22 protein-coding genes are annotated in these 21,399 nt (G+C 53.3%); 16 read left to right on the top strand and 6 right to left on the bottom strand.

Annotated elements, in window-relative coordinates; genetic code table 11:
- Window positions 1-11 precede the first annotated feature (11 nt).
- The 11 genes from HGA34_05170 to recQ all read left to right on the top strand — a co-directional run bounded on the left by HGA34_05170 (window position 12) and on the right by recQ (window position 7,647).
- Window positions 12-287: a hypothetical protein gene (locus HGA34_05170; protein NTW22897.1), complete on the top strand. Its 276-nt coding sequence runs from the start codon at window positions 12-14 to the stop codon at window positions 285-287.
- A gap of 30 nt (window positions 288-317) precedes the next feature.
- Window positions 318-488, top strand: coding sequence for a hypothetical protein (locus HGA34_05165; protein NTW22896.1), 171 nt, complete (start codon window positions 318-320; stop codon window positions 486-488).
- An 83-nt stretch (window positions 489-571) separates the two neighbouring features.
- The gene (locus HGA34_05160) at window positions 572-1,201 is read left to right on the top strand and encodes a hypothetical protein (GenBank protein ID NTW22895.1); all 630 of its coding nucleotides are present in this window, start codon (window positions 572-574) and stop codon (window positions 1,199-1,201) included.
- 88 nt (window positions 1,202-1,289) lie between these two features.
- On the top strand, window positions 1,290-1,757 hold the full coding sequence (locus HGA34_05155; GenBank protein NTW22894.1) for a GNAT family N-acetyltransferase: 468 nt from the start codon (window positions 1,290-1,292) through the stop codon (window positions 1,755-1,757).
- Between the two features lie 13 nt (window positions 1,758-1,770).
- Window positions 1,771-2,616, top strand: coding sequence for a hypothetical protein (locus HGA34_05150; GenBank protein ID NTW22893.1), 846 nt, complete (start codon window positions 1,771-1,773; stop codon window positions 2,614-2,616).
- A 135-nt stretch (window positions 2,617-2,751) separates the two neighbouring features.
- Entirely contained in the window at window positions 2,752-3,243 is a 492-nt protein-coding gene (locus tag HGA34_05145) for a flavodoxin family protein (GenBank protein NTW22892.1), read from the top strand.
- A gap of 11 nt (window positions 3,244-3,254) precedes the next feature.
- Window positions 3,255-3,623, top strand: coding sequence for a hypothetical protein (locus HGA34_05140; protein NTW22891.1), 369 nt, complete (start codon window positions 3,255-3,257; stop codon window positions 3,621-3,623).
- The gene (locus tag HGA34_05135) at window positions 3,620-3,928 is read left to right on the top strand and encodes a DUF1294 domain-containing protein (GenBank protein ID NTW22890.1); all 309 of its coding nucleotides are present in this window, start codon (window positions 3,620-3,622) and stop codon (window positions 3,926-3,928) included. The genes HGA34_05140 and HGA34_05135 overlap by 4 nt, the downstream gene beginning before the upstream one ends.
- A 40-nt stretch (window positions 3,929-3,968) precedes the next feature.
- On the top strand, window positions 3,969-4,637 hold the full coding sequence (locus HGA34_05130; GenBank protein ID NTW22889.1) for a hypothetical protein: 669 nt from the start codon (window positions 3,969-3,971) through the stop codon (window positions 4,635-4,637).
- Window positions 4,638-4,845: 208 nt separating this feature from the next.
- Window positions 4,846-5,433 carry an HD domain-containing protein gene (locus HGA34_05125; GenBank protein ID NTW22888.1) on the top strand — a complete coding sequence of 196 codons (588 nt, stop codon included), beginning with the start codon at window positions 4,846-4,848 and terminating at the stop codon, window positions 5,431-5,433.
- 69 nt (window positions 5,434-5,502) lie between these two features.
- On the top strand, window positions 5,503-7,647 hold the full coding sequence (gene recQ, locus HGA34_05120) for a DNA helicase RecQ (GenBank protein ID NTW22887.1): 2,145 nt from the start codon (window positions 5,503-5,505) through the stop codon (window positions 7,645-7,647).
- Between the two features lie 163 nt (window positions 7,648-7,810).
- Here the strand turns inward: recQ and HGA34_05115 are convergent, their stop codons facing one another.
- Window positions 7,811-8,197 carry a hypothetical protein gene (locus tag HGA34_05115; protein NTW22886.1) on the bottom strand — a complete coding sequence of 129 codons (387 nt, stop codon included), beginning with the start codon at window positions 8,195-8,197 and terminating at the stop codon, window positions 7,811-7,813.
- Window positions 8,198-8,488: 291 nt separating this feature from the next.
- Between HGA34_05115 and HGA34_05110 the strand changes: the two genes are divergently transcribed.
- Genes HGA34_05110 through HGA34_05095 form a run of 4 tightly spaced genes read left to right on the top strand, consistent with a single transcriptional unit; the run spans window position 8,489 to window position 12,667 of the window.
- On the top strand, window positions 8,489-8,869 hold the full coding sequence (locus HGA34_05110; protein NTW22885.1) for a hypothetical protein: 381 nt from the start codon (window positions 8,489-8,491) through the stop codon (window positions 8,867-8,869).
- A 9-nt stretch (window positions 8,870-8,878) separates the two neighbouring features.
- The gene (gene pheS, locus HGA34_05105; GenBank protein ID NTW22884.1) at window positions 8,879-9,904 is read left to right on the top strand and encodes a phenylalanine--tRNA ligase subunit alpha; all 1,026 of its coding nucleotides are present in this window, start codon (window positions 8,879-8,881) and stop codon (window positions 9,902-9,904) included.
- A 49-nt stretch (window positions 9,905-9,953) separates the two neighbouring features.
- Window positions 9,954-12,362, top strand: a complete 2,409-nt coding sequence (locus tag HGA34_05100; GenBank protein NTW22883.1) for a phenylalanine--tRNA ligase subunit beta — start codon at window positions 9,954-9,956, stop codon at window positions 12,360-12,362.
- Window positions 12,363-12,379: 17 nt separating this feature from the next.
- Window positions 12,380-12,667, top strand: a complete 288-nt coding sequence (locus HGA34_05095; protein ID NTW22882.1) for a hypothetical protein — start codon at window positions 12,380-12,382, stop codon at window positions 12,665-12,667.
- 51 nt (window positions 12,668-12,718) lie between these two features.
- On the opposite strand, the gene topA is transcribed toward HGA34_05095, so the two are convergent.
- Window positions 12,719-14,989 carry a type I DNA topoisomerase gene (topA, locus tag HGA34_05090; protein NTW22881.1) on the bottom strand — a complete coding sequence of 757 codons (2,271 nt, stop codon included), beginning with the start codon at window positions 14,987-14,989 and terminating at the stop codon, window positions 12,719-12,721.
- Between the two features lie 94 nt (window positions 14,990-15,083).
- Window positions 15,084-16,184: a DNA-protecting protein DprA gene (dprA, locus tag HGA34_05085; GenBank protein ID NTW22880.1), complete on the bottom strand. Its 1,101-nt coding sequence runs from the start codon at window positions 16,182-16,184 to the stop codon at window positions 15,084-15,086.
- A gap of 557 nt (window positions 16,185-16,741) precedes the next feature.
- Here dprA and HGA34_05080 point away from each other — a divergent pair.
- Window positions 16,742-17,665 carry a 5'-nucleotidase gene (locus HGA34_05080; GenBank protein NTW22879.1) on the top strand — a complete coding sequence of 308 codons (924 nt, stop codon included), beginning with the start codon at window positions 16,742-16,744 and terminating at the stop codon, window positions 17,663-17,665.
- A 23-nt stretch (window positions 17,666-17,688) separates the two neighbouring features.
- Here HGA34_05080 and HGA34_05075 read toward each other — a convergent pair whose 3' ends face one another.
- From HGA34_05075 to HGA34_05065, 3 genes are read right to left on the bottom strand one after another with little or no spacing between them, the layout of a single operon-like run.
- Window positions 17,689-18,216 (bottom strand): aminoacyl-tRNA hydrolase, encoded by a 528-nt coding sequence (locus HGA34_05075; protein ID NTW22878.1) that lies wholly within the window; start codon window positions 18,214-18,216, stop codon window positions 17,689-17,691.
- Between the two features lie 12 nt (window positions 18,217-18,228).
- Window positions 18,229-19,686 carry a ribosome biogenesis GTPase Der gene (der, locus tag HGA34_05070; protein ID NTW22877.1) on the bottom strand — a complete coding sequence of 486 codons (1,458 nt, stop codon included), beginning with the start codon at window positions 19,684-19,686 and terminating at the stop codon, window positions 18,229-18,231.
- Window position 19,687: 1 nt separating this feature from the next.
- Window positions 19,688-21,211, bottom strand: coding sequence for an LCP family protein (locus HGA34_05065; protein ID NTW22876.1), 1,524 nt, complete (start codon window positions 21,209-21,211; stop codon window positions 19,688-19,690).
- Window positions 21,212-21,399 lie beyond the last annotated feature (188 nt).

Below are 21,399 nucleotides of genomic sequence, written 5' to 3'. Positions count from 1 at the left end.
GTTATGATTTTATGGAAGAAAGAACATTAAAAATCGAGGAGGAACTTCGGGAAATTCGTGAGCGTAATTTGCGCGTTGAAGCGGATAAGGCTTGGGAGACTAGTTTGTTTCGTGTCTTGTCGATTGCGGGAATTACCTATGTTGTTGCGTCTATTGTGATGTTCTTGATCGGCTCGGCTAATTTTTATCTCAATGCTTTGGTGCCGGTGGTGGGGTATCTCTTGTCGACGCAGTCATTGCCGGCGGTGAAGCGCTGGTGGATCGATCGGAGAATGGGCGGTAAATAAGGACTTTAACGAAGAATAAACTATAAAATTATGGCAGTGCCAGATCCGAAATATTTGCCTAAGGCAAAAGGGAAGAAGAAAGCGGTCAAAGCGGTGAAGGCTGCTCAACCAGCGGCTTTTCCGAAAGCGGCTAGGCTGCCGGAGGTGAAGCCGCTCAAGAAGAAATCGCCGTTTGGCGACAAGCATGTTTGGGCGAATTGATACCATGCCTCAGTTGCTGGCGTTTTTTGAGAAAATGCCCTATCATATGGTGAATCGATAATAATTAATATTAAAATAATCACATGGCTAAAATCGTGAAGAATGCGAAAGAAGTGAAGCTGCTGTCCGAGGCGGAGCTGGATCGTTTGGTCGAGCTGGGAACCAAAGAGGCTCAGGCGACGATCAAGCAGTATATTAAGTCAGAGAAGGACGAAGAGAAGCGCGAGCTGGCGCAGCGGGCTTTGGCCGCCTGCGAAGCGCAATACTACGAGCCGCGAAGCTCCAAGGAGGAGCAGGAGTTCATCCTCTGCAAGCTGATCTCCATGCGCGAGCGGGAGATTTCCGAATTGGAAGAAGAGGCTGGTCAGTCGGAATTGGAACTGGACAAACTGGCTTTGGAGAAAAAGGTGCATGAGCTGGTTCTGGCCAAGCACAAGGATAAGCAGAAAGCCTGGGCATCGCGCATGTCCGACGACCTGCGCCAGGCCGAGCTAGGCAACTTGAAAGCGATCGAGGATGATTTGGAATACGAAAAAGCCTGGGTCGCAGCGGCTAAGCGGATGATTACCGTTCCGCGCTACAAAGGCGGTATCGAGGCTCGGCATTTCGAGCACTATGATTTCCTCTTTGATGAGGAGGTTGAGGATTGCTGCGGCGATGACTGCGGGCACCACCATCACTGCGATGATGATGAGTGCGAAATCTGCGATTAATCTGAAGGGATATATGAAAAAGCGTCGTTTAGACGCTTTTTTGTTTTGGTGGTAATATTAAAGCATATATTAATAAATATTGTGATATATGGCAGAAATAAGAGTAATCGAGGACAGGGCGGAGAAAAGCCGCATTTGCGAGGCGGTCTTGGCCGATCTCAAGGAATGGTTCGAGGTTGAGTCAGCCGTAGCGGAATATATCGAAAAGGTCGGTGACCGGCTCTTTTTGGCGGCCGTCGCAGAAAACGAGCCGATCGGCTTCATTTCGGTTGAAGATATCAATGAGCACGCCAGCGAGATTTACGTCATGGGCGTCAAGCGCGATTTCCATCGGCAGGGCGCCGGGCGGGAGCTTCTGGCCTTGGCCGAGGAGGAGCTGGCTCGCCAAGGCAAGAAATATCTCTTGGTGAAGACTTTGAGCGAGCGAAGGCCCGACGAGCAATACGACAAGACGCGCCAGTTCTACAAGCGGGTCGGCTTTTTGCCGCTCTGCGAGCTGGATATCTGGGGTAAGGACAATCCTTGCCTTCTGATGATCAAGAATCTAGCTAGTTAACCAATACAAAGACATGCAAAGCTTCGAGCATTATCAAAAACAATTTTCCCGCGCGACTGAGACGGCTTTCGTCGACGAGCAGGTCAAGAATCGCAAGATGACCGAGCACCTGTCCACGATTTTCGGAGCGGAGGAGAGCAAGTTCGACCGGACAGTGGCGATGCTGAGTATTATGCGCACGCTGGTGCCGGTGAATTTGAAATATGATTACAAGACCGAGCATCTGCCGATCAACCCTGAGCGATACGAATTCAAAGAGGGGACGATCGGGCGCGGCGGCGAAAATGACGTCTATCTTCTGGAATCGAAAGTAGACGGCGCCCCGTCGATGGTTCTGAAAATGAACCACATGGATGGCGGCAATGTCGACCAGCTGGTAGCCCGGGCGGTGGAGATCAAGAAGGAATACGAGCAGGTCAAGGAGCGGTTCAAGGAACTACCAGACCTGGTGCCGGAGGAATTTTCCCTCATTATGGAGAGTCCGCGCAACGGCAAGCCGGCCATCGCTACGATCCAGCAATATTATGGAACCGAAATCCGCGACATCTTCAAGTTGATGATGCGCGAGAACCTGCCGAAGCTATTGGAGAAGAATCCGCGGCTCAAGGCGGAGATGGTCAATTTCATCCGCATTACCGAGGCGATGGCGGCCGAGACCGGCAACATGGTCGACCTGCTCGGCAATCGCAACCTGTCGATCGTCAAAGCCGGCGACGAGGAACGCCTACTGCTTTTGGATCCGCATCTGATCAGCCATCCCGAGCGGAACCAGGAAGAGGTCAAGGCGCGCCAGCGGAAACGCCTCGATTATCTGCGTGGCGAAATCGGCTATGACACCGCCGTTCTGGGTGCGGCCTAAAACAGGGCATACTTTTTTATTCATAGAGCGCTGGATTGCGATACTTCTTTTCAGGCAATTAATGAATCGGCCCGCAGCTTAATCTATTTTTAATGATGCCCGGGGACAATGGTATCGCAAATAAGCTCTAATCATATGAAAACCGTCATCGTCTATGATTCCATGTTCGGCAACACCCAGAAGGTGGCCGAAGCCGTCGCCAGCAAGATCGGCGGCGAGTGCGTGCTTTGCCACGTCAAAGAGGCCAAGCCGCAGGAAGTGCAAGCCGCCGGATTGCTGATCGTCGGTTCGCCGACCCATGGCGGCCGCGCTTCGATTCCGACCCAAACCTTCTTGAAGCAGCTCTCTAAGGGGATATTGGCTAACGTCCAAGTCGCGGCCTTCGACACCAGAATCGCGGCAGCCGATCAGTCATGGTGGCTCAAGCTCGTCATGAAGCTGATCGATTTTGCCGCACCGAAAATGGCCAAAGGCCTGGCAGGCAAAGGCGGCCGGCTGCTGCTCGAGCCCGAGGGCTTCATCGTCAATGACAAAGAAGGACCGCTCCGCGAGGGCGAGCTCGAACGGGCGCAAAGCTGGGGAGAGAAAATCAATAACCTACTCTTGCAGAAGCAGGAGGGGAACTAATCGATAAGCGTATGACTAAGCAAATCGTGAGGGACGGCTTCGGCTGGGGATTCCTGCTGTGGTTGGTCGGCTATGTTATCGGCATCGCGCTCTTCCCGTTCGTGCCAGGGTGGGCGATCGGCTGGATTATTATGCCCATCGGCATCGTGCTGACGCTTGGCGTCTTGTTCAGAAAGATCGACAGCGCGGAATTCTCGCATTATCTGTCTTTGGCCGCTATCTGGACGGCAATCGCCGTCGTCTTTGACTACTTTTTCTTGGTCCTGATTTTCAAGCCAGCTGACGGGTATTACAAGCTCGATGTCTACGCCTATTACGTTCTCATGTTTGTGTTGCCGATCGCGGTCGGCTTAAGAAAGATTGAAGCAAAAAACCGATGATAGATAATTTGCAACTCTATTCCTTGTCGATATTCTTAGCGATCAACATCATTGCTTTTCTGATAATGCTGGTCGACAAGATTAAGTCGCGCAACCAGGGAACGGAGCGCATCTCGGAAGGGACGCTTTTCTTCATGGCCGCCGCTTTCGGCAGCCTCGGGGTCTACGCCGGGATGTTCGCTTTCCGCCACAAGACGCGGAAGTGGTACTTTATCATCGGCATCCCGCTCCTGATCATTCAGAACGCCGCCTTGGTCTATCTAGTCTATTCATATTTTTCTGGCCAGCAGGCCGTGGCATTCTAGGCGGTTGTCTGGGGTCGCATCGATGTGCTAAATTATTGATATGCAATCCTTAAGATCAAATCTTGATTTATTAATCGCGGCGGCGGCCATCGTCTTCGTCGGTGCGGCCGTTATGCTTTGGTTCAGGCTTTCCAGAATTCCTGAACCGGTTTTCTGTACCCAGGAAGCGATGGAGTGTCCTGACGGCTCATTCGTCGGCCGGACCGGACCGAAGTGCGAATTTTCGCCTTGCCCGGCGACTCCGACTTGTGACTCGCCAGACGGTTGCGGCGAAGACCTGGCCGGCTTGGTGACCAAGATTGATAGCAGGCAGGGCGTCGCCTACAGGTATACGGAAAAGTTGCCGACCGTATATATCCAGCCGCAGGATTGGCCGCCGATAGTAACAGTTACGAGCACGCCATGGAGCTGCACGGGCGAACCGGCCAGTACCAGCACGACGGAGGTTACGGCCAAGGAACGCCTGATCGATGGCCGGCAATATTGCGTCAAAGAAAGCGTCGGGGCGGCTGCCGGTAGTGTTTATACGAGTTACGGCTATTCCGCAACCAAGGCTGGCCGAGTGATCTCGGTGGAATTCACCCTGCGGGCGCCGCAGTGTGCCAATTACAGCGATCCGGAAAAAACCGCCTGCGAACAGGAGTACCGAACTTTCAACCCCGATACTCTGGCCGCTACGGTAGTTTTAAGCCTCAAGGATCTCCCCTGACAAAATACTTATCGAATTACGTCAAAAATACGGCTCGGGGCAGCAAGACTGGCCAGGCCGTCGGCGGCGTCTGGTATGTAATTGATCCGGACAAACAGGTCGCGGCCCAATAAGCCATTATCACGATATATCAAGCCGCACCCTCATGGGGGCGGCTTTCGTTTTTCTGTCTTTTGACTCAAAAAGTTATATGGTCTAAGATTGGAGTATGAATTCTACGGATATGAAATATACGCAAAAAATCCAACGGGCCATCAAATTCTCGGTCAAGACGCACGAGGTCTACCAGAAGCAGAAGCGTAAGGGCAAAGATATCGCCTACATCACTCATCCTTTGACGGTGGGTCTGATTTTGTCGCAGGCCGGGGCGAGCGAGGACGTGATCGTGGCTGGTATTTTGCATGATACGATCGAGGATAGCCCGGACCACAAGAAAGTCGACGCGGCCATGATTAAGGACCGCTTCGGCGACCATGTGGCCGAATTGGTGGTGAGCGTGACCGAGGCCGACCAGAGCCTGCCTTGGGCCGACCGCAAGCGGGAAGCGCGGGAGCATATCGCGGATTTCTCCATCGACTCTCTTTTGGTCAAGTCGGCCGATGTCCTGTCCAATACCTCAGAAATCGTCGATGACTTCGCCCGTTACGGCGACGAGGTCTTTGAGCGTTTCAGCGCCTCGAAGGCCGATTCGCTCAACCATTATCTTTTGGCCATAGAGGCCTTGATAAAGCGCTGGCCGGAAAGCCCTTTGGCGGACGATCTGCGGGGCGTAGCGGAAAATCTGCGCAAGCTCTAGACGGAGCATCGCGCGTCCGCCTGCCAGCCTCCCCCTCGAATGGGGGAATTTTATTTTTTACCCCACCGAATGAAAAGATTGCTCAAAAAATATTTCGGATACGATGAGTTCAGGCCGCTCCAGGCCGAAATCATCGACAACGTCTTGGCGGGCCGGGATAGTTTTGTTCTGATGCCGACCGGCGGCGGCAAGTCTTTGTGCTACCAGCTGCCGGCCCTGCATTTTCCGGGCCTGACCCTGGTCGTCTCGCCGCTCATCGCCTTGATGAAAGACCAGGTGGATGCCCTCCAGGCCAACGGCATCAAGGCTGAGTTCGTCAATTCGTCGCTTACCGCCTCGCGGATCAGCGAGATCTGTGCCGCCACGGCCCGGGGCGAGGTCAAGATCCTTTATGTCGCGCCGGAACGTTTCGCTTTGAAGAGCTTCCAGGAGTTCTTGGCCGGCCTCCAGGTCAGCCTGATCGCCGTCGACGAAGCGCATTGTATTTCCGAGTGGGGCCATGATTTCCGGCCGGATTACCGCAATTTGAACCAATTGAAAAAGATGTTTCCCTCGGTGCCGCTGATTGCCCTGACCGCCACGGCCACCGCCCGTGTGCGCGAGGACATCGTCAACCAGCTCAATCTGGGCAAGGCGCGGCTGTTCATCTCGAGCTTCGATCGGGAAAACCTGAAAATCAGCGTGGTCGAGAAGAAGCAGGCCTTCCACAAGCTGGTCGCCCTGCTCGGAGCCTACAAGAAAGAGTCGGTCATCATCTACTGCTTTTCGCGCAAGGAGACTGAGGAGGTGGCGGCTAACCTGAATCTGAATGGCTTCAACGCCCGCGCCTACCACGCGGGCCTCGAGGCCAACGACCGCAAGCTGGCGCAGGAATTATTTATCAAAGACAAAGTCAATATTATCGTTGCCACCATCGCCTTCGGCATGGGCATCGACAAGCCGGACGTGCGGCTGGTGGTACATTACAGCTTCCCCAAGACGCTCGAGGGCTACTATCAGGAGATTGGCCGCGCCGGCCGCGACGGCCTCCAGAGCGAGTGCGTCCTTTTCTATACTTATGCTGACGCGCGCAAGCATGAATTCTTCATCAACGAGCTTGAGGACGAGAAGTTGGCCGAGCGGGCTCGCGAGAAGCTGGCCCAGGTTTTGGAATACTGCGAACTAGTTACTTGTCGCAAGAAGTACCTCTTGCGCTATTTCGGCGAGGAGATGCCGAGCGATAATTGCGGCAGTTGCGACACCTGCACCACCGAGCGCGAGCGCTTCGATGCTACGATCATCGCCCAGAAAATACTTTCAGCCGTGGTCCGGACCGACAACCGTTTCGGCAAGAAATACATCGCCGAAGTCCTGTTGGGCCGCAAGAACCAGAAGATACTGATGAACAAGCACGACGGGCTGTCGGTTTTCGGTATAGTGAATGATTATTCGGAGCACGAATTGGGCCAGCTGATCGCTCAGCTCCTGGCGCTCGGCTATCTGGCTAAGAGTGACGGCATGTACCCGGTTTTGTCCGTCACCAAGAAGGGCAGTAACCTCTTTGGCGGACAGGAGCAGCTGGTTTTAGCTAAGCCTGAAGCCGACCGGGTCACGCCTAAAGCGGGTAAGAAGGGCAATGTCGATTACGATGCTGAGCTGTTCGATGATCTGCGTGCTTTGCGCAAGGCCTTGGCCGAAGAGGCTAACGTGCCGCCCTTTGTCATCTTCGGCGACGCCTCGCTCCGCGAGATGGCCAGCTATTTTCCCCAAGACGAAGCGGGTTTTTCGCGGATCGTCGGTGTGGGCGCGCGCAAGCTCGAACAGTTCGCCGATGATTTCCTTAAGATCATTCGCCGTCATGTCCGCGACCGCGGTCTGAAGCCGGCGGAAAAGCCGGGCAAGGCCAAGAAAGAAGAGCCGGTCATCAAGACTATCCGCCAGCCGCAGTTCTATGCCAAGACCAGGGAGTTGGTCATCAAGAAGATACCGCTTGAGCGGATCGCCAAGAACCAGAATCTCGATCCAGGCACGGTGGTCAACCACATCGAGAAGATGATCGATGCCGGTGAGCATCTCGACTTGGAATATTTGAAATTGCCCCGCCATCGCTATATCGCTATGAAGCAGGGTTTCGCCGAGTGCGGCGATGAGCGCCTGAAACCGGTTTACGAGCATCTCAAAGGAGAATATTCCTATGACGAACTCAAATTAGCTCGGCTATTGATTAGATTGTAGGATTTATAAAAAGGATTTTTCAAGCTTCGTGAGTCCGATTTGCGGCATGGTTTTTCCTGCTTAGACGAGTACGTATGCGCGATAAAAACCATGCCGCAAACCGGACAAGCCCATAGAATTTTCTAAAAAAAGAAGCGGCATGCAATAGGAGCGCATGTCGCTTTTAGCTTTCCTGGTCATAGATGCCAGGGAGCTCGACGAGGATCAGGTCGGTCAGCCAATCGATCATCGATTCGTAGGTCTCGAAGCCGCCGAAGGTGTAGGTAAAGACGTAACAGTCGATGTTTCTGTCTTTACCGTCGACCATGAGGCCGACGTAGTATTCGAGAAGTCGGTCCGACTTGGTCAGGGGGAAGAAGCAGAAAATGTGGTCGTTCGCGTCCATCCTTTCGAACTCTTCCGAGGTCAGGCCTTTGCCGAAAGTCGTGGCGTGCGGGGTGTGCCACTGGAGTGCTAGGAAGAGGCGGCTGGAGAAACGGAAGCCTTCGAGGGTGGGCAGGTCGGGACAGAGGATATGGAATTTCGGGGCCGGTTGCGAGTCTTGGGTCATGGAGACCTCCTTCTAAAGTGCGATTTGCTTGAAAATTACCATTATTACACCTATTTGTCAATAAAAAATATTATTTAATTTTAGCCAAAAAATCAATATTTAATATTGACTTTGGGGCTATATCGTGCTATAATTTAAATAAGTGGCTCAAAATCAGACATTTAGGAGCGTAAAACCTTGCCGGCAAAATCATGCCGGTATTTTATTTGATCAAGGTCTCGGGTCTTGAAAAATAAGGGGAAAGATGGTAATGTAATGTTAGTCTTTAATTGGCTAATATTATTATTTTTTATGACTTTACGCGGATATTTGGGCACGATGGCTGCCACCTCGGCAATCTCCTGGCTGGGCTGGATTTACGTCTTGGTCACGGTCGATCCGACATCGACGAATTGGCTGGGTTTCCTGCTATTCTACCTCTCCCTATTTTTGGCCCTGACCGGCACGGCGGCCATCATCGGCTTTTTGGTGCGTTTCATCGCCTTGAAACATGAGTTGGTCTTCCGCCAGGTCAAAGACGCCTTCCGCCAATCTTTCCTTTTTGCCCTGATGATGGTGGTGGCGCTGTATCTTTTGTCCCAGAACCTGTTCAGCTGGCTCAACGCCGCTTTTCTGGTCATCGCTCTGTCGCTCTTGGAATATTTTTTGATCAGCTATCGTAAACAAGCTTAATATAGATATATGAAAAGCAAATTATTGGAATTGAAGAAGGAGGCGACCGAACAGCTGCAGAAATTGCGCGAGCTGCCTTTGGTGCAGGATTTGGAAACCAAATACCTCGGCCGCAAGGGCGAACTGACCGAGCTTTTAAAGAAGTTGCCTGACTTGGCGATCGAGGAACGCAAGGAATTGGGCCAGTTGGCCAACGAGATCAAGCTCGAATTGGCGGCCAAATTCAAGGAGGCGGCCGAGATGCTCGAAGGCGGCAAGGAGCAGGCCAGCGTCGACGTGACCCTGCCAGGCATCCAGCCGGCCACGGGGCACCTGCACCCGATGACGATCGTCACGCAGGAGCTGGAAGAGCTCTTCGCCTCGATGGGCTTCATGGTCCTCGATGGTCCAGAGCTGGAATCCGATTATTATAATTTCGAAGCATTGAATATCCCGAAGCACCACCCGGCGCGCGATATGCAGGACACTTTCTATGTCGACAAGAAGAACAAGAACGGGGAATACGACCTGGTGATGCGCACGCAGACCTCCCCGATGCAAGTCCGGGCGATGCAGAAGTACGGCGCGCCGCTGCGCGTGGTCATCCCCGGTCGCTGTTTCCGTTCCGAGGCCACCGATGTGCGCCATGAGCATACTTTCTATCAGCTCGAGGGCCTGATGGTCGGCAAGGATATCAGTCTGGCCAATATGCGGGGCGTCCTCGAGGCGGTGGCTCAGCGGCTGTACGGTCCTGAGACCAAGATTCGTATGCGCCCCAAGTTCTATCCGTTCGTCGAACCGGGAGCCAACGGCGAAGTGACTTGCTTCATCTGCAAAGGCCAAGGCTGCCGTTTGTGCAAGAACACCGGTTGGCTCGAGGTTTTCGGCTCCGGCATGGTCCATCCGAACGTGCTCAAGGCCGGCGGCGTCGATCCCAAGGAGTACCAGGGTTTCGCCTTCGGCTTCGGCCTGACCCGCTTGGTGATGCTGAAGTACAACATCAGCGATATCCGTCTGCTGCAGTCGAACGATCTGCGCTTTTTGGAGCAATTTTAAAATTCTGGATTCCGGTTTTCCGGAATGAAATAACTATATGTATTTATCTTTGAACTGGTTACAAGATTACGTGAAGATTCCCAAGGGCGTGGCAGCTGAAGACCTGGCGACCCGCTTGAGCCTGCACACCGTCGAGGTGGAGAAGGTCGAGAAGCAATCGGATAAGTTCGACAAAGTGGTGGTCGGGCGCATTTTGGAAGTGAAGAAGCATCCGAATGCCGACCGTCTGCAGCTGGCAGAAGTGGAAGTCGGCGGCAAAAAGCCTTTGCACATCGTCTGCGGAGCCCCGAATATCGCGCCTGAGCAGCTGGTGCCAGTAGCCTTAGTCGGCGCTTTGTTGCCGAACGGCCTCGAGATCAAAGCGGCTGAAGTCCGCGGCGAGGTGTCCGAGGGCATGCTCTGCGCGCCGGACGAGCTCGGATTGGGCGATGACCATTCCGGCATCCTGATTCTCGAGGGCAAAGCCAAAGTCGGCCAAGCCCTAGCCAAATATCTGGGACTCGACGATATCGTGCTCGAAGTCGACAACAAGTCGCTGACCAACCGGCCCGATCTTTGGGGTCATGTGGGTATGGCGCGCGAGATTTCCGCTTTCCTTGAGACTAAATTCCACGGGTACAAGCCGAACAGCAAGCTCTTCGCCAAGCCGACCAAGGGTTTTTCGATCGAAGTCAAAGTCGAGGACGGCCAGCTGTGCCCGCGTTATATGGCGGTCGGAATCGAGAACGTGACCATCGCTCCGTCGCCTGATTGGCTGCAGCAGCGGCTGATTGCCGTCGGATCGCGTCCGATCAATAATATCGTCGACATCACTAACTATGTCATGCTCGAGCTGGGACAGCCGCTGCATGCTTTCGATAAGGAACAGCTCGACCGCATCGTGGTCCGTCGTGCCAAGAACGGCGAACTGATGGAGACGCTGGACGGGCAGAAGCGCGAGCTGACCGCCGAGATGCTGGTCATCGCCGATTCGTCCAAGCCAGTAGCTTTGGCCGGTATCATGGGCGGGGCCAACAGCGAAATCAGCGGCAGCACCAAGAATATCGTGATCGAGTCGGCCAATTTCGACTTCGTCTCGGTCCGCAAGACTTCCGGCAAGCTGGCTTTGCGCACCGAGTCATCGATGCGTTTCGAGAAGGCGCTTGACCCATATCTGACCGAGACGGCGATCGCTCGCGCCACCGAACTGATCTTGAAGGTCTGCCCCGAAGCCAAGGTCGCGACCGAGCTGATCGATGTTTTCCCTGGTAAAAAGAAAGATTTGAATACTATCAAATTGGATCTGGTCTGGCTCAATGCCATGATCGGCGAGGATTTCAAGGCTGAGCGGGTAATCGCGATCCTCACGAGCCTCGGTTTCGGCGTCAAACAGGAAAAGGATGAGCTGACTGTGACCGTACCGACCTGGCGCGCCACCAAGGACGTCTCGATCCGCGAAGACCTGGCTGAAGAAGTCGCTCGCATTTACGGTTTTAACAATATCAAGACCACAATGCCGCTGGTAGCCATGCTGCCACCGGAGAAGAACGAAGAGCGCGAGCTGGAACGCCAAGTGCGCGAGCGTCTGGCTTTCGGCGCCGGCTTGTTCGAGGTTTATAATTATTCATTCGTCGGCGAGGAGCAGCTCAAGAAGCTGTTCATCGATCCGAGCACCCATCTGCGCTTGGTCAATCCGATGGCTTCGCATCAGACGATGATGCGCCAGAGCCTTTTGCCTAATCTGGTTGACGCAGTCAAGACCAATCAGCCGCGGTACAAAGATTTCGGCCTGTTCGAGATCGGCAGCATCTATCTGGACTTGCCCAGTGAGGTCAACAAGGACGGGCAGCCAGGCGAATCGTTGCCGTATCAGGAGAAGCGTCTCGGCATCGTCATGGCCAGCGATAACGGCGCGGAGCTTCTGCGTCGGGTAAAAGGCGCGTTGGAGCATCTGACCGAGTCGCTAAACCTGCATATTTCCTGGCAGCCGAACGAGATTACCCCGAATTGGTCTGACAAGACCCGCTACGCCGATATCGCCGTTAACGGCAAGGTCATCGGTTGGGTCGGTCAGCTCGACGCCAAGGTGGCCAAAAGCTTGGGCATCAAGAAGGCGGCCGTCGTGGCCGAGCTTTCACTCCGTCACTTGCTGAATTTGGCCAAGAAGCGAGGCCACGGCCTGTATCAGGAATTCGAGAAGTTCCCGCCCTTGGTCCGAGACCTGGCATTTGTCGTCAACGAGAAAATACTCTATAGTGAAATCAGCCAGGAGATCCTGAAATTCAATCCGCTGATCAAGCAAGCCGAGCTGTTCGACGTCTTCCAGGGCGGCAAGCTCGGCGAAGAGAACAAGAGCCTGGCCTTCCACGTGACCTATCAGGCCGATCGTACTCTGACCGGCGAAGAGGTGGACAAAGTGCAGTCCAAGCTGCTTGAGCGCATGGCTGAGCGGTTCGATGCCAAGTTCCGAGACTTTTAATACATAAATCAAGGAGTATGTATCTTTTCCAATCCAGCCAAGATGTGCTCAATATGACCTTGGCTTTTTGCGCCCTGCTTCTGTCGGTGCTGGTCGGCTGGTTCATCTTCTATCTGGTGATGATGGTCAGGGAAATGTTCAAGGCGGTGCACGGCGTCAACGAGAAGATCGAGCGGGTCGGAGCGGTCATCGACGCCCTCAAGGACAAAATCGAGCACAGCGCCTCTTACCTCTTGCTGATCGGCGAGGGGGTAAAGAAGCTGGTCGAAATCATGGTCAATAACAAGACGAAAAAGAAGAAATAGTTCACCATAAAAAAACAGCGCTTGTGTAAGCGCTGTTTTTTTTGTATCTGATTATAATTGCACTTGGTACGAGCAGCCTTTCTGGCTGCATTTGACGCTGCTGTCCTTGTCTTCGATCAGGAGCGAGCCGCAGTCAGGGCATTTCTCGCCGGTCGGCTTGCCCGGAAAGGAGGTCTTGCAGTCCGGGTAGTTGTTGCAAGCGTAGAAGGTGCCGCGCTTCGAGCGCTTCATCACGATTTCGCCTTTGCCGCAGGCCGGACACTTGATGCCGGTGTTGGCTGCCGGGTTATCGATGCCTTTGATGTTCTTGCACTTCGGATAACCGGTGCAAGCCAAGAACGGGCCGAAACGGCCGGTCTTGATGGCCATCGGCGAGCCGCATTTCTCACAGACCGTGTCTTTGTATTTCTCTTCAAGCTCCTTGATTTTCTCACTCTTTTCGCCTGGCTGGCCGGGGGCCCCGCCGTTCAGCGATTTGATGTTGCGGCAATCGGGGAAGTTGGAGCAGGCCAGGAATTTGCCGTAACGCCCGGCTTTGATGATCATCGGGGAACCGCATTTATCGCAGATTTCCTCGGTTTTTTCTTCAGGCATAATGTCCTCCTTATTGATTGATTTATATTTATTGTCCAGGTTGGCCATGAACGGCTCATAGAAATCCTTGATGACCGGCTGCCAGTTCCGTTTGCCTTCGGCGATGCTGTCAAAATCGTTTTCCATCTTGGCAGTGAATTCGAAATCGACGATTTCCGGAAAGTGCTCGACCAAAAGGTCATTCACTGTGAAAGCGATATCGGTCGGCTGCAAGCGTTTGCCGTCGTCTCGGGTAACGTAGTGCCGGGTTTCGATGGTGGCGATAGTCGGAGCATAGGTCGACGGACGGCCGATGCCGTAGCGTTCCAGGACCTTTACCAGACCGGCATCGGAATAGCGGGCCGGCGGCTTGGTGTAATGCTGTTCCGGCTTGAGCTCGGCCAGGGCCAAGAGCTCTTCTGGTTTGACTGAAGGCAGGATGGTCTCGGTGCTTTTTTCCGGATAAATCTTGAGATAGCCGTCGAATTCGAGCACCTGTCCGGTCGATTTGAAGAGCCAGTTGCCTTCTTTGCCGGCTCGCTTGGCCTCGACTTCGATATCGGTCGAGAGGACGCGGGCGTCGGGCATCTGGCTGGCAACACTCCGCTGCCAGATCAGTTTGTATAATTTGTATTGGTTGGGATTGAGAGAATCTTTGACGCTTTCAGGCGTGCGGGCGGCTTCCGTCGGGCGGATGGCTTCGTGGGCTTCTTGGGCGCCCTTGCTCTTAGTCTTGAACAATCTCGGCTTGTCGAGAGCGTAGGCAGCGCCGACTGATTCCTGAAGATAAGCCTTGGCATCGCCTAGGAATTTTTCGGATAGGTTCAGTGAGTCGGTACGCATATAGGTGATCAAGCCGACATGTCCTTCACCAGCCAGATCGATGCCTTCATAGAGCTGTTGCGCCAGCATCATAGTCTGCTTGGCGGAGAAGCCGAGCCAGCGGTTGGCGGTCTGCTGCAGAGTCGAGGTGGTAAAGGGCTTAGGGGCGGTACGCTTGGCTTGGCGCTGCTTGATGTCGAGGACGCGATAGTTGGCACCAGCGAGATCCTCAAGGATGCCCTTCGCCTTGTCCTCTGTCGGTATGGAAAATTTTTCCAATGTATCGCCGCCGATCTTGACCAAGCGAGCCTCGATCCTTTCCTGCTTCTCGGTGTCGAGCAGGGCGTCGATGGTCCAGAATTCTTCAGTTTGGAATTTCTGGATCTCGCGTTCGCGCTCGACAACCAAACGCACGGCCACGCTTTGGACGCGGCCGGCCGAGAGGCCTTTGACCACTTTTTTCCAAAGGAAAGGTGAGAGTTTGTAGCCGACAAGGCGATCAAGAACGCGGCGGGCCTGCTGGGCGTCAACCATTTTCAAGTCGATGGTGCGCGGGTGCTCCAAAGCTTCCTTGATGGCCTTTTCGGTGATTTCATGGAAGACGATCCGTTCGGTCCGCTCCGGAGAATTCTCCAAGCCGAGCGCTTGCGACAAATGCCAGGCGATGGCCTCTCCTTCGCGGTCTTCATCCGAAGCGAGGATGACTTTTTTGGCTTTTTCCGCTGCTTTTTTCAGTTTGGTGACGGTCTTGCGCGAAGCTGTCGGAATGACGTATTTCGGCTGAAAGTCATTATCGACGTCGACACCGAGGTCGCGTTTAGGCAGATCGCGAATGTGGCCGAATGATGATTCGACCTTGAAACCCTTGCCCACGAACTTGGCGATGGTTTTGGCCTTGGTCGGTGACTCGACAATGATTAGGTTCATGATGGTTAGTTGAAAATGCAAAATTCAAAATGAAAAATTATTGGAGCTCAGCGCAGCTGAGCATGCATAAATTTTTCATTTTGAATTTTGATTCTTAAATTTTTCTTATATATTGCATGCCGCCGATATTCCGGGCCAGCCCTTTGATTTCCAGAAGAGTCAGGGCGCCGTTGGCTTGGCTCGCCGTCAGGCCGGTTTCGGCTATTATTAGCTCGATATGCTTGGCTTCTTGGCTCAGCGCCGACATGATCGCCGCTTCGGTCGGATCAAGCGAAAGGGAGGCATCTGTCTTAGCATGCTTTCCAATATACTGACTTAGGTCGGTTAAGTCAAGGGCGGAGAGGATGTCTTCGCTGGAAGTGATGCTGGTTGCCCCTTGTTTGATCAGCTGGTTGGTTCCGGCGGAGAGGGGTGAGTAGATGCTTCCTGGCACGGCAAAAACCTCCCGCCCTTGTTCCAGTGCCTGGTAGGCGGTGATAAGCGATCCGGATTTGAGGGCGGCTTCAATCACCAAAGTGGCCTGGCTGATCCCAGAGATGATGCGGTTGCGCAAAGGGAAGTGGTGTTTAAGCGGCGGAGTGCCTGGAGCGAATTCCGAGAGCAGCTGCCCTCTGGTTCCTATGATCTTTTCAGCTAGGTAGCGGTTGTTCGAAGGATAAATAGATTGCCTGTCGAGACCGGAGCCTAATACGGCAATAGTGCGGCCCCCTGCGTCGAGGGCGGCTTGGTGAGCTAGGGCATCGATACCCAGGGCCAGGCCGCTGACAACGGTGATGTTCCTTGCAATTGAACCCACAAGCTGTTCGACCGCTTGCCGGCCGTAAATGCTGAACTTCCTGGCCCCGACTACGGCTAAAGCGAGCTCTTTACCGACGGCCGCGCCTTTGCTATATAATAGGAATGGCGGCTGATAGATCGAGGCCAACAATTCCGGGTATCCAGGGTCAGTCCGAAGTATGACGTCTATTTTTTCACGCTCCAACCAGTCGCTGAATTTGGTTAAATCAAGCCCGTGACGCCAGGCGGCGAATTCTTGGGCTAAGGCCGGATCAAGACCGGCATGGGCCAGTTCGCTTGCTGAAGCCTTGAGGACCCTATCCGGTTCTTTGAAATGCGACTCAAGCCGGCTCAGCCGGGCAGGCCCGAATTTAGAAAAAGAGCCGATTGCGGCCCAAGTTACCGATTCCGATGCCATTTATGTGCAAAAATGGTTAATAAGTTGGATATTGACAGGAAAGAAATTTCGTGATAAGGTAGGGTATCGTTAGTGGTTGAAGCACTACTTGTTTAAGGGTGTGGTGCGACATATGGCTTTCCTCCTTGACCATATGCGTGGCTTATATCCCTTATGGCAAGTAGTGCCTTGATCGCTAACGCAGACGGATATCACAATTGTAACATATTCATTTTGGCGTTGATAGCTTTGTCTAGGAGTCATCTTGGCAAAATCTTCCCTCCTTTGATTTTGCCGGATTAATAAGGGTTATCTCTTAGCTTCTAGGCAGAATCATCCACGTCAGATGGCAACAGAGCGATTACTCTGTTTTTTTGTGCCCGATTTGCACTTTTGTATTTGGCAAATTCATAGTCGCAGCTAGTTTGTCCCCTGGCAATCATTTTTGCTTAGATGACCTGCCTGCCGGCAGGCAGGGTACATATGCGCAAAAATGATTGCCAGGGGACAGACATCTTTATGGGTTTGAAAAATAATTTAACCGTATAGAAGCTCATTACATAAAAGAGGAGGATTGAATCGTGAAGAAATTAGATGGCAAGATCGTTATCGGCATCGCTTCAAGCGCGTTGTTCGACCTGGCCGCCTCAGATGCGGTGTTCACCAGCAAGGGCCCAGCCGCCTACAAGCGGTATCAGGAGCGGCATATCGACAAAGTTCTCGAGCCCGGAGTCGCCTTCCCATTCATCAGACGCTTTTTGCGGCTGAATCAGATTTTTCCTGAGCAGCAGCCGGTGGAGGTCATCCTATTTTCCCACAACAGTCCGGAAACCGGCTTGCGCGTCTTTCGCTCGATTAGGCACTACGGTCTCGATATCACGCGAGGCAGCTTTTTCCCGGGAGGCGAATTCTATGATTTTCTGCCGGTGTTCAATGTTTCCTTGTTCCTTTCCGGGAACGAGAATGATGTCCGCGAATCAATCAAGCGAGGACACCCGGCCGGGCTAGTAATCGGCAGCAAAGTCGATGATTCGGCTGGGGATGATGAGCTTCGTATCGCCTTCGATTTCGATGGCGTAATCGCAGACGATGCAGCCGAGCAGGTCTACAAGGAGCGCGGCCTGGACGAGTTCCAAGTCTCTGAACAGAAGTCGGCTGCCGTGGCCCATGAATCAGGACCGTTAGCCCGTTTGGTCAGGCAACTGATGGCGATCAGGCAGCTTGAAGTGGCCGCTGAAGCCGCTGACAGGACTTATCGGCGTTTTATCAAGACTGCCATTATTACGGCAAGGTGCGCTCCGGCTCACGAGCGGGTTGCGACTACTTTGCGTGCCTGGGGAATCGAGATCGATTACGCTTTTTTCTTGGGCGGACTGGCCAAGAAACCGGTCTTGGAAAAGCTGAGGCCGCACCTTTATTTTGATGACCAGATCGCGCATCTTGAAGGCGTCGACGGCGTACCTTTAGTCCATGTCCCGTTCGGCCGCTTGAATGAAAAGTGACCTGAAACAAAAAAGCCCTTGGTTTAACCAAGGGCGATTTTTTTTATCTCAGGGAATTGTTGTTTGATGGCTGCAAGCTCCTCTTTTTTGAATTTTTCCAAAACGAATTTTTCAGCGGGGATCCTTCTGGGGTTCGGTACGCGGATGCCGACACGACAGCGGGTGAATTTTTTGGTGCCCAGATGGTCGATCAGCGATTGGACGCCGTTGTGGCCGGCAGCTCGGGAGGCGGTCGCCACCTTGAAGGCCCCCAGATCGACATCGAGGTCGTCGTGGATGACGGTCAGGATGCTGGCCAAGTCCTCTTTGACCGGTATCTTGTAGTAATCGAAGATGTTTCTGACGGACAGGCCGGAGATGTTCATGAAATCCTGTGGCTTGACCAGGATGATATCGTTGTAGCGGGAGACTAGAGCACTGTATTTGTCCTTCCACTTGGTCCAAGTCAGTCCGAATTCATCGGCGATCGCGTCAACCGCCAAGAAACCGACGTTGTGGCGGGTGAGTTCATAGGGTTTTCCTGGGTTGCCGAGACCTACAATCAATTTCATATTTTTTGAATGCTATATTTCTTCATCCATGATATCTGTCTCGCCTCGACCGTGCTCTTGCCGTCCGTGCACTTTGCGTCCTTTGGTGATCCAGACGCGGATCGGGGTGCCGGTGAAGCCGAATTTCTCGCGCAGACGATTGGCGATGAAGTGGGTGTAGGACTTATCAAGATTCTCTTTGGCGCCGATGCGGACTTTGAAGGCCGGCGGGTTGACGTTGCATTGCTCGAAGCGGCGGATGCGCGGATTGACCGTGCCCTTGCCTCGGGTCGGGCGATGGAGCTTGACCAGCTTCATTAGGAAGGTGTTCAGGACTGAAGCGCTTATTTCTTTTTGGCGCTCTTCAGCGACCTTAAGAACGGACTCCAAAACATGCTTGGTTTTGGCGCCGGTTTTGGCCGAAAGAAAAAGGACCGGGGCCCACTGGGCGAAAGGCAAGTGGCTGAAGATTTCGCGGGTGTGCTTCTTGACGTCCTTGGTCTCGATTAGGTCCCATTTGTTGCCGATAATGATCAAGCTTTTCTGGCGATCGACGATTTCCTCGACGATCTTAGCGTCCTGGTGGGTGATTTCGTCGCTGATATCGAGCACTAAAATGGCGATGTCAGCTTTCTCTAGGCTCTTCAATGATTTTTCGATGCCGATCTTTTCCAGCTGGCTGTCGTGCTTCTTCTTATAGCCGACTTGGCGGCCTTTGCGGCTGATACCGGCCGTGTCGATCAGGCGGATAGTCTTGTCTTTGTAGATGAGTAAGGTGTCTTGCGGTTCGCGGGTGGTGTGGGCTATCGGACTGACGATGACCCGTTCTTCACCCAAGAGGCTGTTCAAAAGGCTGGATTTGCCGACGTTCGGTTTGCCGATGATGACAGCTTTGATTTCTTCGACTTCGGTCTCCTCGGCTTCAATCTCGGCTGGCAGCTTCTCGACGATGACGTCGAGCAAGTCACCGGTGCCTGAGCCGGTGGCAGCGGAGAGGGCGAGCGGCTCGCCTAACGCCAGCTTGTGGAACTCCACGACTCGGTCCTTTTGGCGGCGGTAATTATCTACTTTGTTGGTTACGAGCAAGATGCTGTCGGTCTTGTCCTGGAAGATTTTTTTAAGCAGGTTGGCTAACTGGCGATCGACCGGCAAGATGCCGTCTTTGGCGTCGACGACGAACAATATCAAAGCAGCGCGCTCCAAGTGGAGGCGCGCCTGCTCTTCGATCTTCTTTTGGATCAAGTCGGTCTGTTCACGCCGGCCGGCAGTACCGAGGAAATTATCAAGATTGATGATACCGCCAGTGTCGATGAGCTCGAAGCGCCGGCCGCGCCATTCCACCACGCCGGCGTTGGCGTCGCGCGTGGTGCCGGCGATATCGGAAACGATCGCCTGCTGCTTTTCCAGAAGGCAATTGAAGATGGTCGATTTTCCGACGTTGGTGCGGCCGAAGATGACGACTTGGGGCAGATTTTGATTGGCAGTTTTCATGTTAATTCGGGTTTACTAGGCCGCTCTTGGTATTGTCGGCTGATTGGCCGACAACTAAGACGAAGTCTGGCTGGATGAAATTCTTATTGGCTTTAGCTGATTGGTTGAGTTCGGTGGTGAGCCACGATGGCAGTTCGAGTCCGAGATTGGCACCGGCCTTTTCCTTGAGCAATTCAAGAGATTGCGGCTTGGCGCCGTTGGTCAAATCGTAGATGACCGAGCGCTGATAGTTGCGCATGCTGGCGTTGGCGACGCTGGTGACGTCGAAGCCGAATTTCTCCATGTCGGTCGAGACCTTGCTGGCGAGACCGTTGATCCAGGTGCCGTTGCGGATTTCGAGCAGCACCTTTTCTTTGACCACCTTTTCGACGGTCGTAGCAGGGGCATCGGCGAAGACGTTGGCAATCAGATATTCGATCTGCGAGAAGTCGCCCGAGCGGGGGACTAGGATGTATGCGCCCTCGTCGCCACGGCTGTCCATCAGGAGGCCGTCCGGACTGTTGTCGAGGACCTTGTTGGTGATCTGCTCCTTTTTCACGTTCTTGAACAGGTCCCACATCTTGACCATCTCCCAGACCTGGAAGTTGGTGGTGACGTGTTCCTGGTAGGTGCCGACCAGGTTGCCGATCAGTGTCGGCTTGAAAATATTCGAAGCGGAGAAGAGCTTGTCTTTGACGGCCTGGATGACCAGCTGCTGCCGTTTGGCGCGGGCGAAGTCTGAGCCTTCGCCGTTGACGCCGTGACGTGAGCGGGCGAACTTCAGGGCCAACGAGCCGTCCATGTGTTGCAAGCCAGGAGCAACGCTCAAGTGTTGGTAGCGGGCGTAATAGTTCGGATTGTCCTCTTGACCGAGAATCGGGTACATGTAATCGTCAAGCTGCTTTTCGACCTCGACATCGATGCCACCGAGCTCGTCGATAACCTTGGCGAAGCCTTGGAAGTCAACGCGCAGGTAGTAGTCGATCGGCACTTTGAAAAGTTCGCTGATGGCTTGGCTAGCTGCCAAACCGCCAGAGCCGGGATTTTCCTTTTCAGCGAAGGCGCCGATGGCGTTGATCTTGCGCCAGCCCATGTTTTCGACGGGTACGGTCAGGTCTCGAGGTATGGAAATCATGGAAACACGTTTGGTGGAGGGCTGGAAGCTGACTAGCATAATGGTATCAGTCAGCCAGCCGCCGTCGTGGTTCTTGCCGCCGACGCCCAAAAGGAGGATATTGATGCGGTCACGCTCTTCGCCTTTGAGCTGTCGGTCAGAACTGACAGCCAAGTGGGTGATTTGGCCGACTAAGCCCAGGTTATCAAGCCAACTGGTAACGACCCCGCCGTTTTTGGCCGAGTTGTTGTTCCTAGCATTGAAGCCGGAAAAGGCGGCTAGGCCGATTCCCGCGAATATTAGGAAAAAAATAGTGAATTTGAAGAAGAATTTGAAAAAAGAACGTTTTTTCTTCGGTTTGGACTCTTTTTCCGATTCTTCGAAATATATATCGTCGAGTTTCTTGACCTCGATCACGTCGGATTCCTTCATTTAATTTCTCTAAAATTACATAAAAAATAAGACAGACAGAAAAATACCCAAGGCGGACTTATTTATTTTTCCGTTTGCCTTATCTTGATAAGATTATAACTGGTTTTTATTTATTTGGCAAGTCTTAGGCTAAAAACAGCCGATCTTTCCGATGCTGGGCCAAATCGGCACAATATGGTACTATTAAG

This window comes from Candidatus Falkowbacteria bacterium, assembly GCA_013336275.1.
In the GTDB taxonomy this organism is placed as follows: Bacteria; Patescibacteriota; Patescibacteriia; order Patescibacteriales; family GWE2-39-37; genus JAAXUA01.
Note: the sequence above shows the minus strand (reverse complement) of the source record. Positions and strands in the feature narration are given on the sequence as shown.

Bases quoted from the DNA above. Each gene is read 5' to 3' on its own strand.
- pheS (NTW22884.1), top strand. From the start codon at position 8,879: ATGAAAAGCAAATTATTGGAATTGAAGAAGGAGGCGACCGAACAGCTG.
- HGA34_05160 (NTW22895.1), top strand. From the start codon at position 572: ATGGCTAAAATCGTGAAGAATGCGAAAGAAGTGAAGCTGCTGTCCGAG.
- HGA34_05115 (NTW22886.1), bottom strand. From the start codon at position 8,197: ATGACCCAAGACTCGCAACCGGCCCCGAAATTCCATATCCTCTGTCCC.
- HGA34_05150 (NTW22893.1), top strand. From the start codon at position 1,771: ATGCAAAGCTTCGAGCATTATCAAAAACAATTTTCCCGCGCGACTGAG.
- HGA34_05125 (NTW22888.1), top strand. From the start codon at position 4,846: ATGAATTCTACGGATATGAAATATACGCAAAAAATCCAACGGGCCATC.
- HGA34_05065 (NTW22876.1), bottom strand. From the start codon at position 21,211: ATGAAGGAATCCGACGTGATCGAGGTCAAGAAACTCGACGATATATAT.
- HGA34_05095 (NTW22882.1), top strand. From the start codon at position 12,380: ATGTATCTTTTCCAATCCAGCCAAGATGTGCTCAATATGACCTTGGCT.
- HGA34_05155 (NTW22894.1), top strand. From the start codon at position 1,290: ATGGCAGAAATAAGAGTAATCGAGGACAGGGCGGAGAAAAGCCGCATT.
- HGA34_05165 (NTW22896.1), top strand. From the start codon at position 318: ATGGCAGTGCCAGATCCGAAATATTTGCCTAAGGCAAAAGGGAAGAAG.
- recQ (NTW22887.1), top strand. From the start codon at position 5,503: ATGAAAAGATTGCTCAAAAAATATTTCGGATACGATGAGTTCAGGCCG.
- topA (NTW22881.1), bottom strand. From the start codon at position 14,989: ATGAACCTAATCATTGTCGAGTCACCGACCAAGGCCAAAACCATCGCC.
- HGA34_05110 (NTW22885.1), top strand. From the start codon at position 8,489: ATGACTTTACGCGGATATTTGGGCACGATGGCTGCCACCTCGGCAATC.
- dprA (NTW22880.1), bottom strand. From the start codon at position 16,184: ATGGCATCGGAATCGGTAACTTGGGCCGCAATCGGCTCTTTTTCTAAA.
- HGA34_05145 (NTW22892.1), top strand. From the start codon at position 2,752: ATGAAAACCGTCATCGTCTATGATTCCATGTTCGGCAACACCCAGAAG.
- HGA34_05075 (NTW22878.1), bottom strand. From the start codon at position 18,216: ATGAAATTGATTGTAGGTCTCGGCAACCCAGGAAAACCCTATGAACTC.
- HGA34_05170 (NTW22897.1), top strand. From the start codon at position 12: ATGGAAGAAAGAACATTAAAAATCGAGGAGGAACTTCGGGAAATTCGT.
- HGA34_05130 (NTW22889.1), top strand. From the start codon at position 3,969: ATGCAATCCTTAAGATCAAATCTTGATTTATTAATCGCGGCGGCGGCC.
- HGA34_05140 (NTW22891.1), top strand. From the start codon at position 3,255: ATGACTAAGCAAATCGTGAGGGACGGCTTCGGCTGGGGATTCCTGCTG.
- HGA34_05135 (NTW22890.1), top strand. From the start codon at position 3,620: ATGATAGATAATTTGCAACTCTATTCCTTGTCGATATTCTTAGCGATC.
- der (NTW22877.1), bottom strand. From the start codon at position 19,686: ATGAAAACTGCCAATCAAAATCTGCCCCAAGTCGTCATCTTCGGCCGC.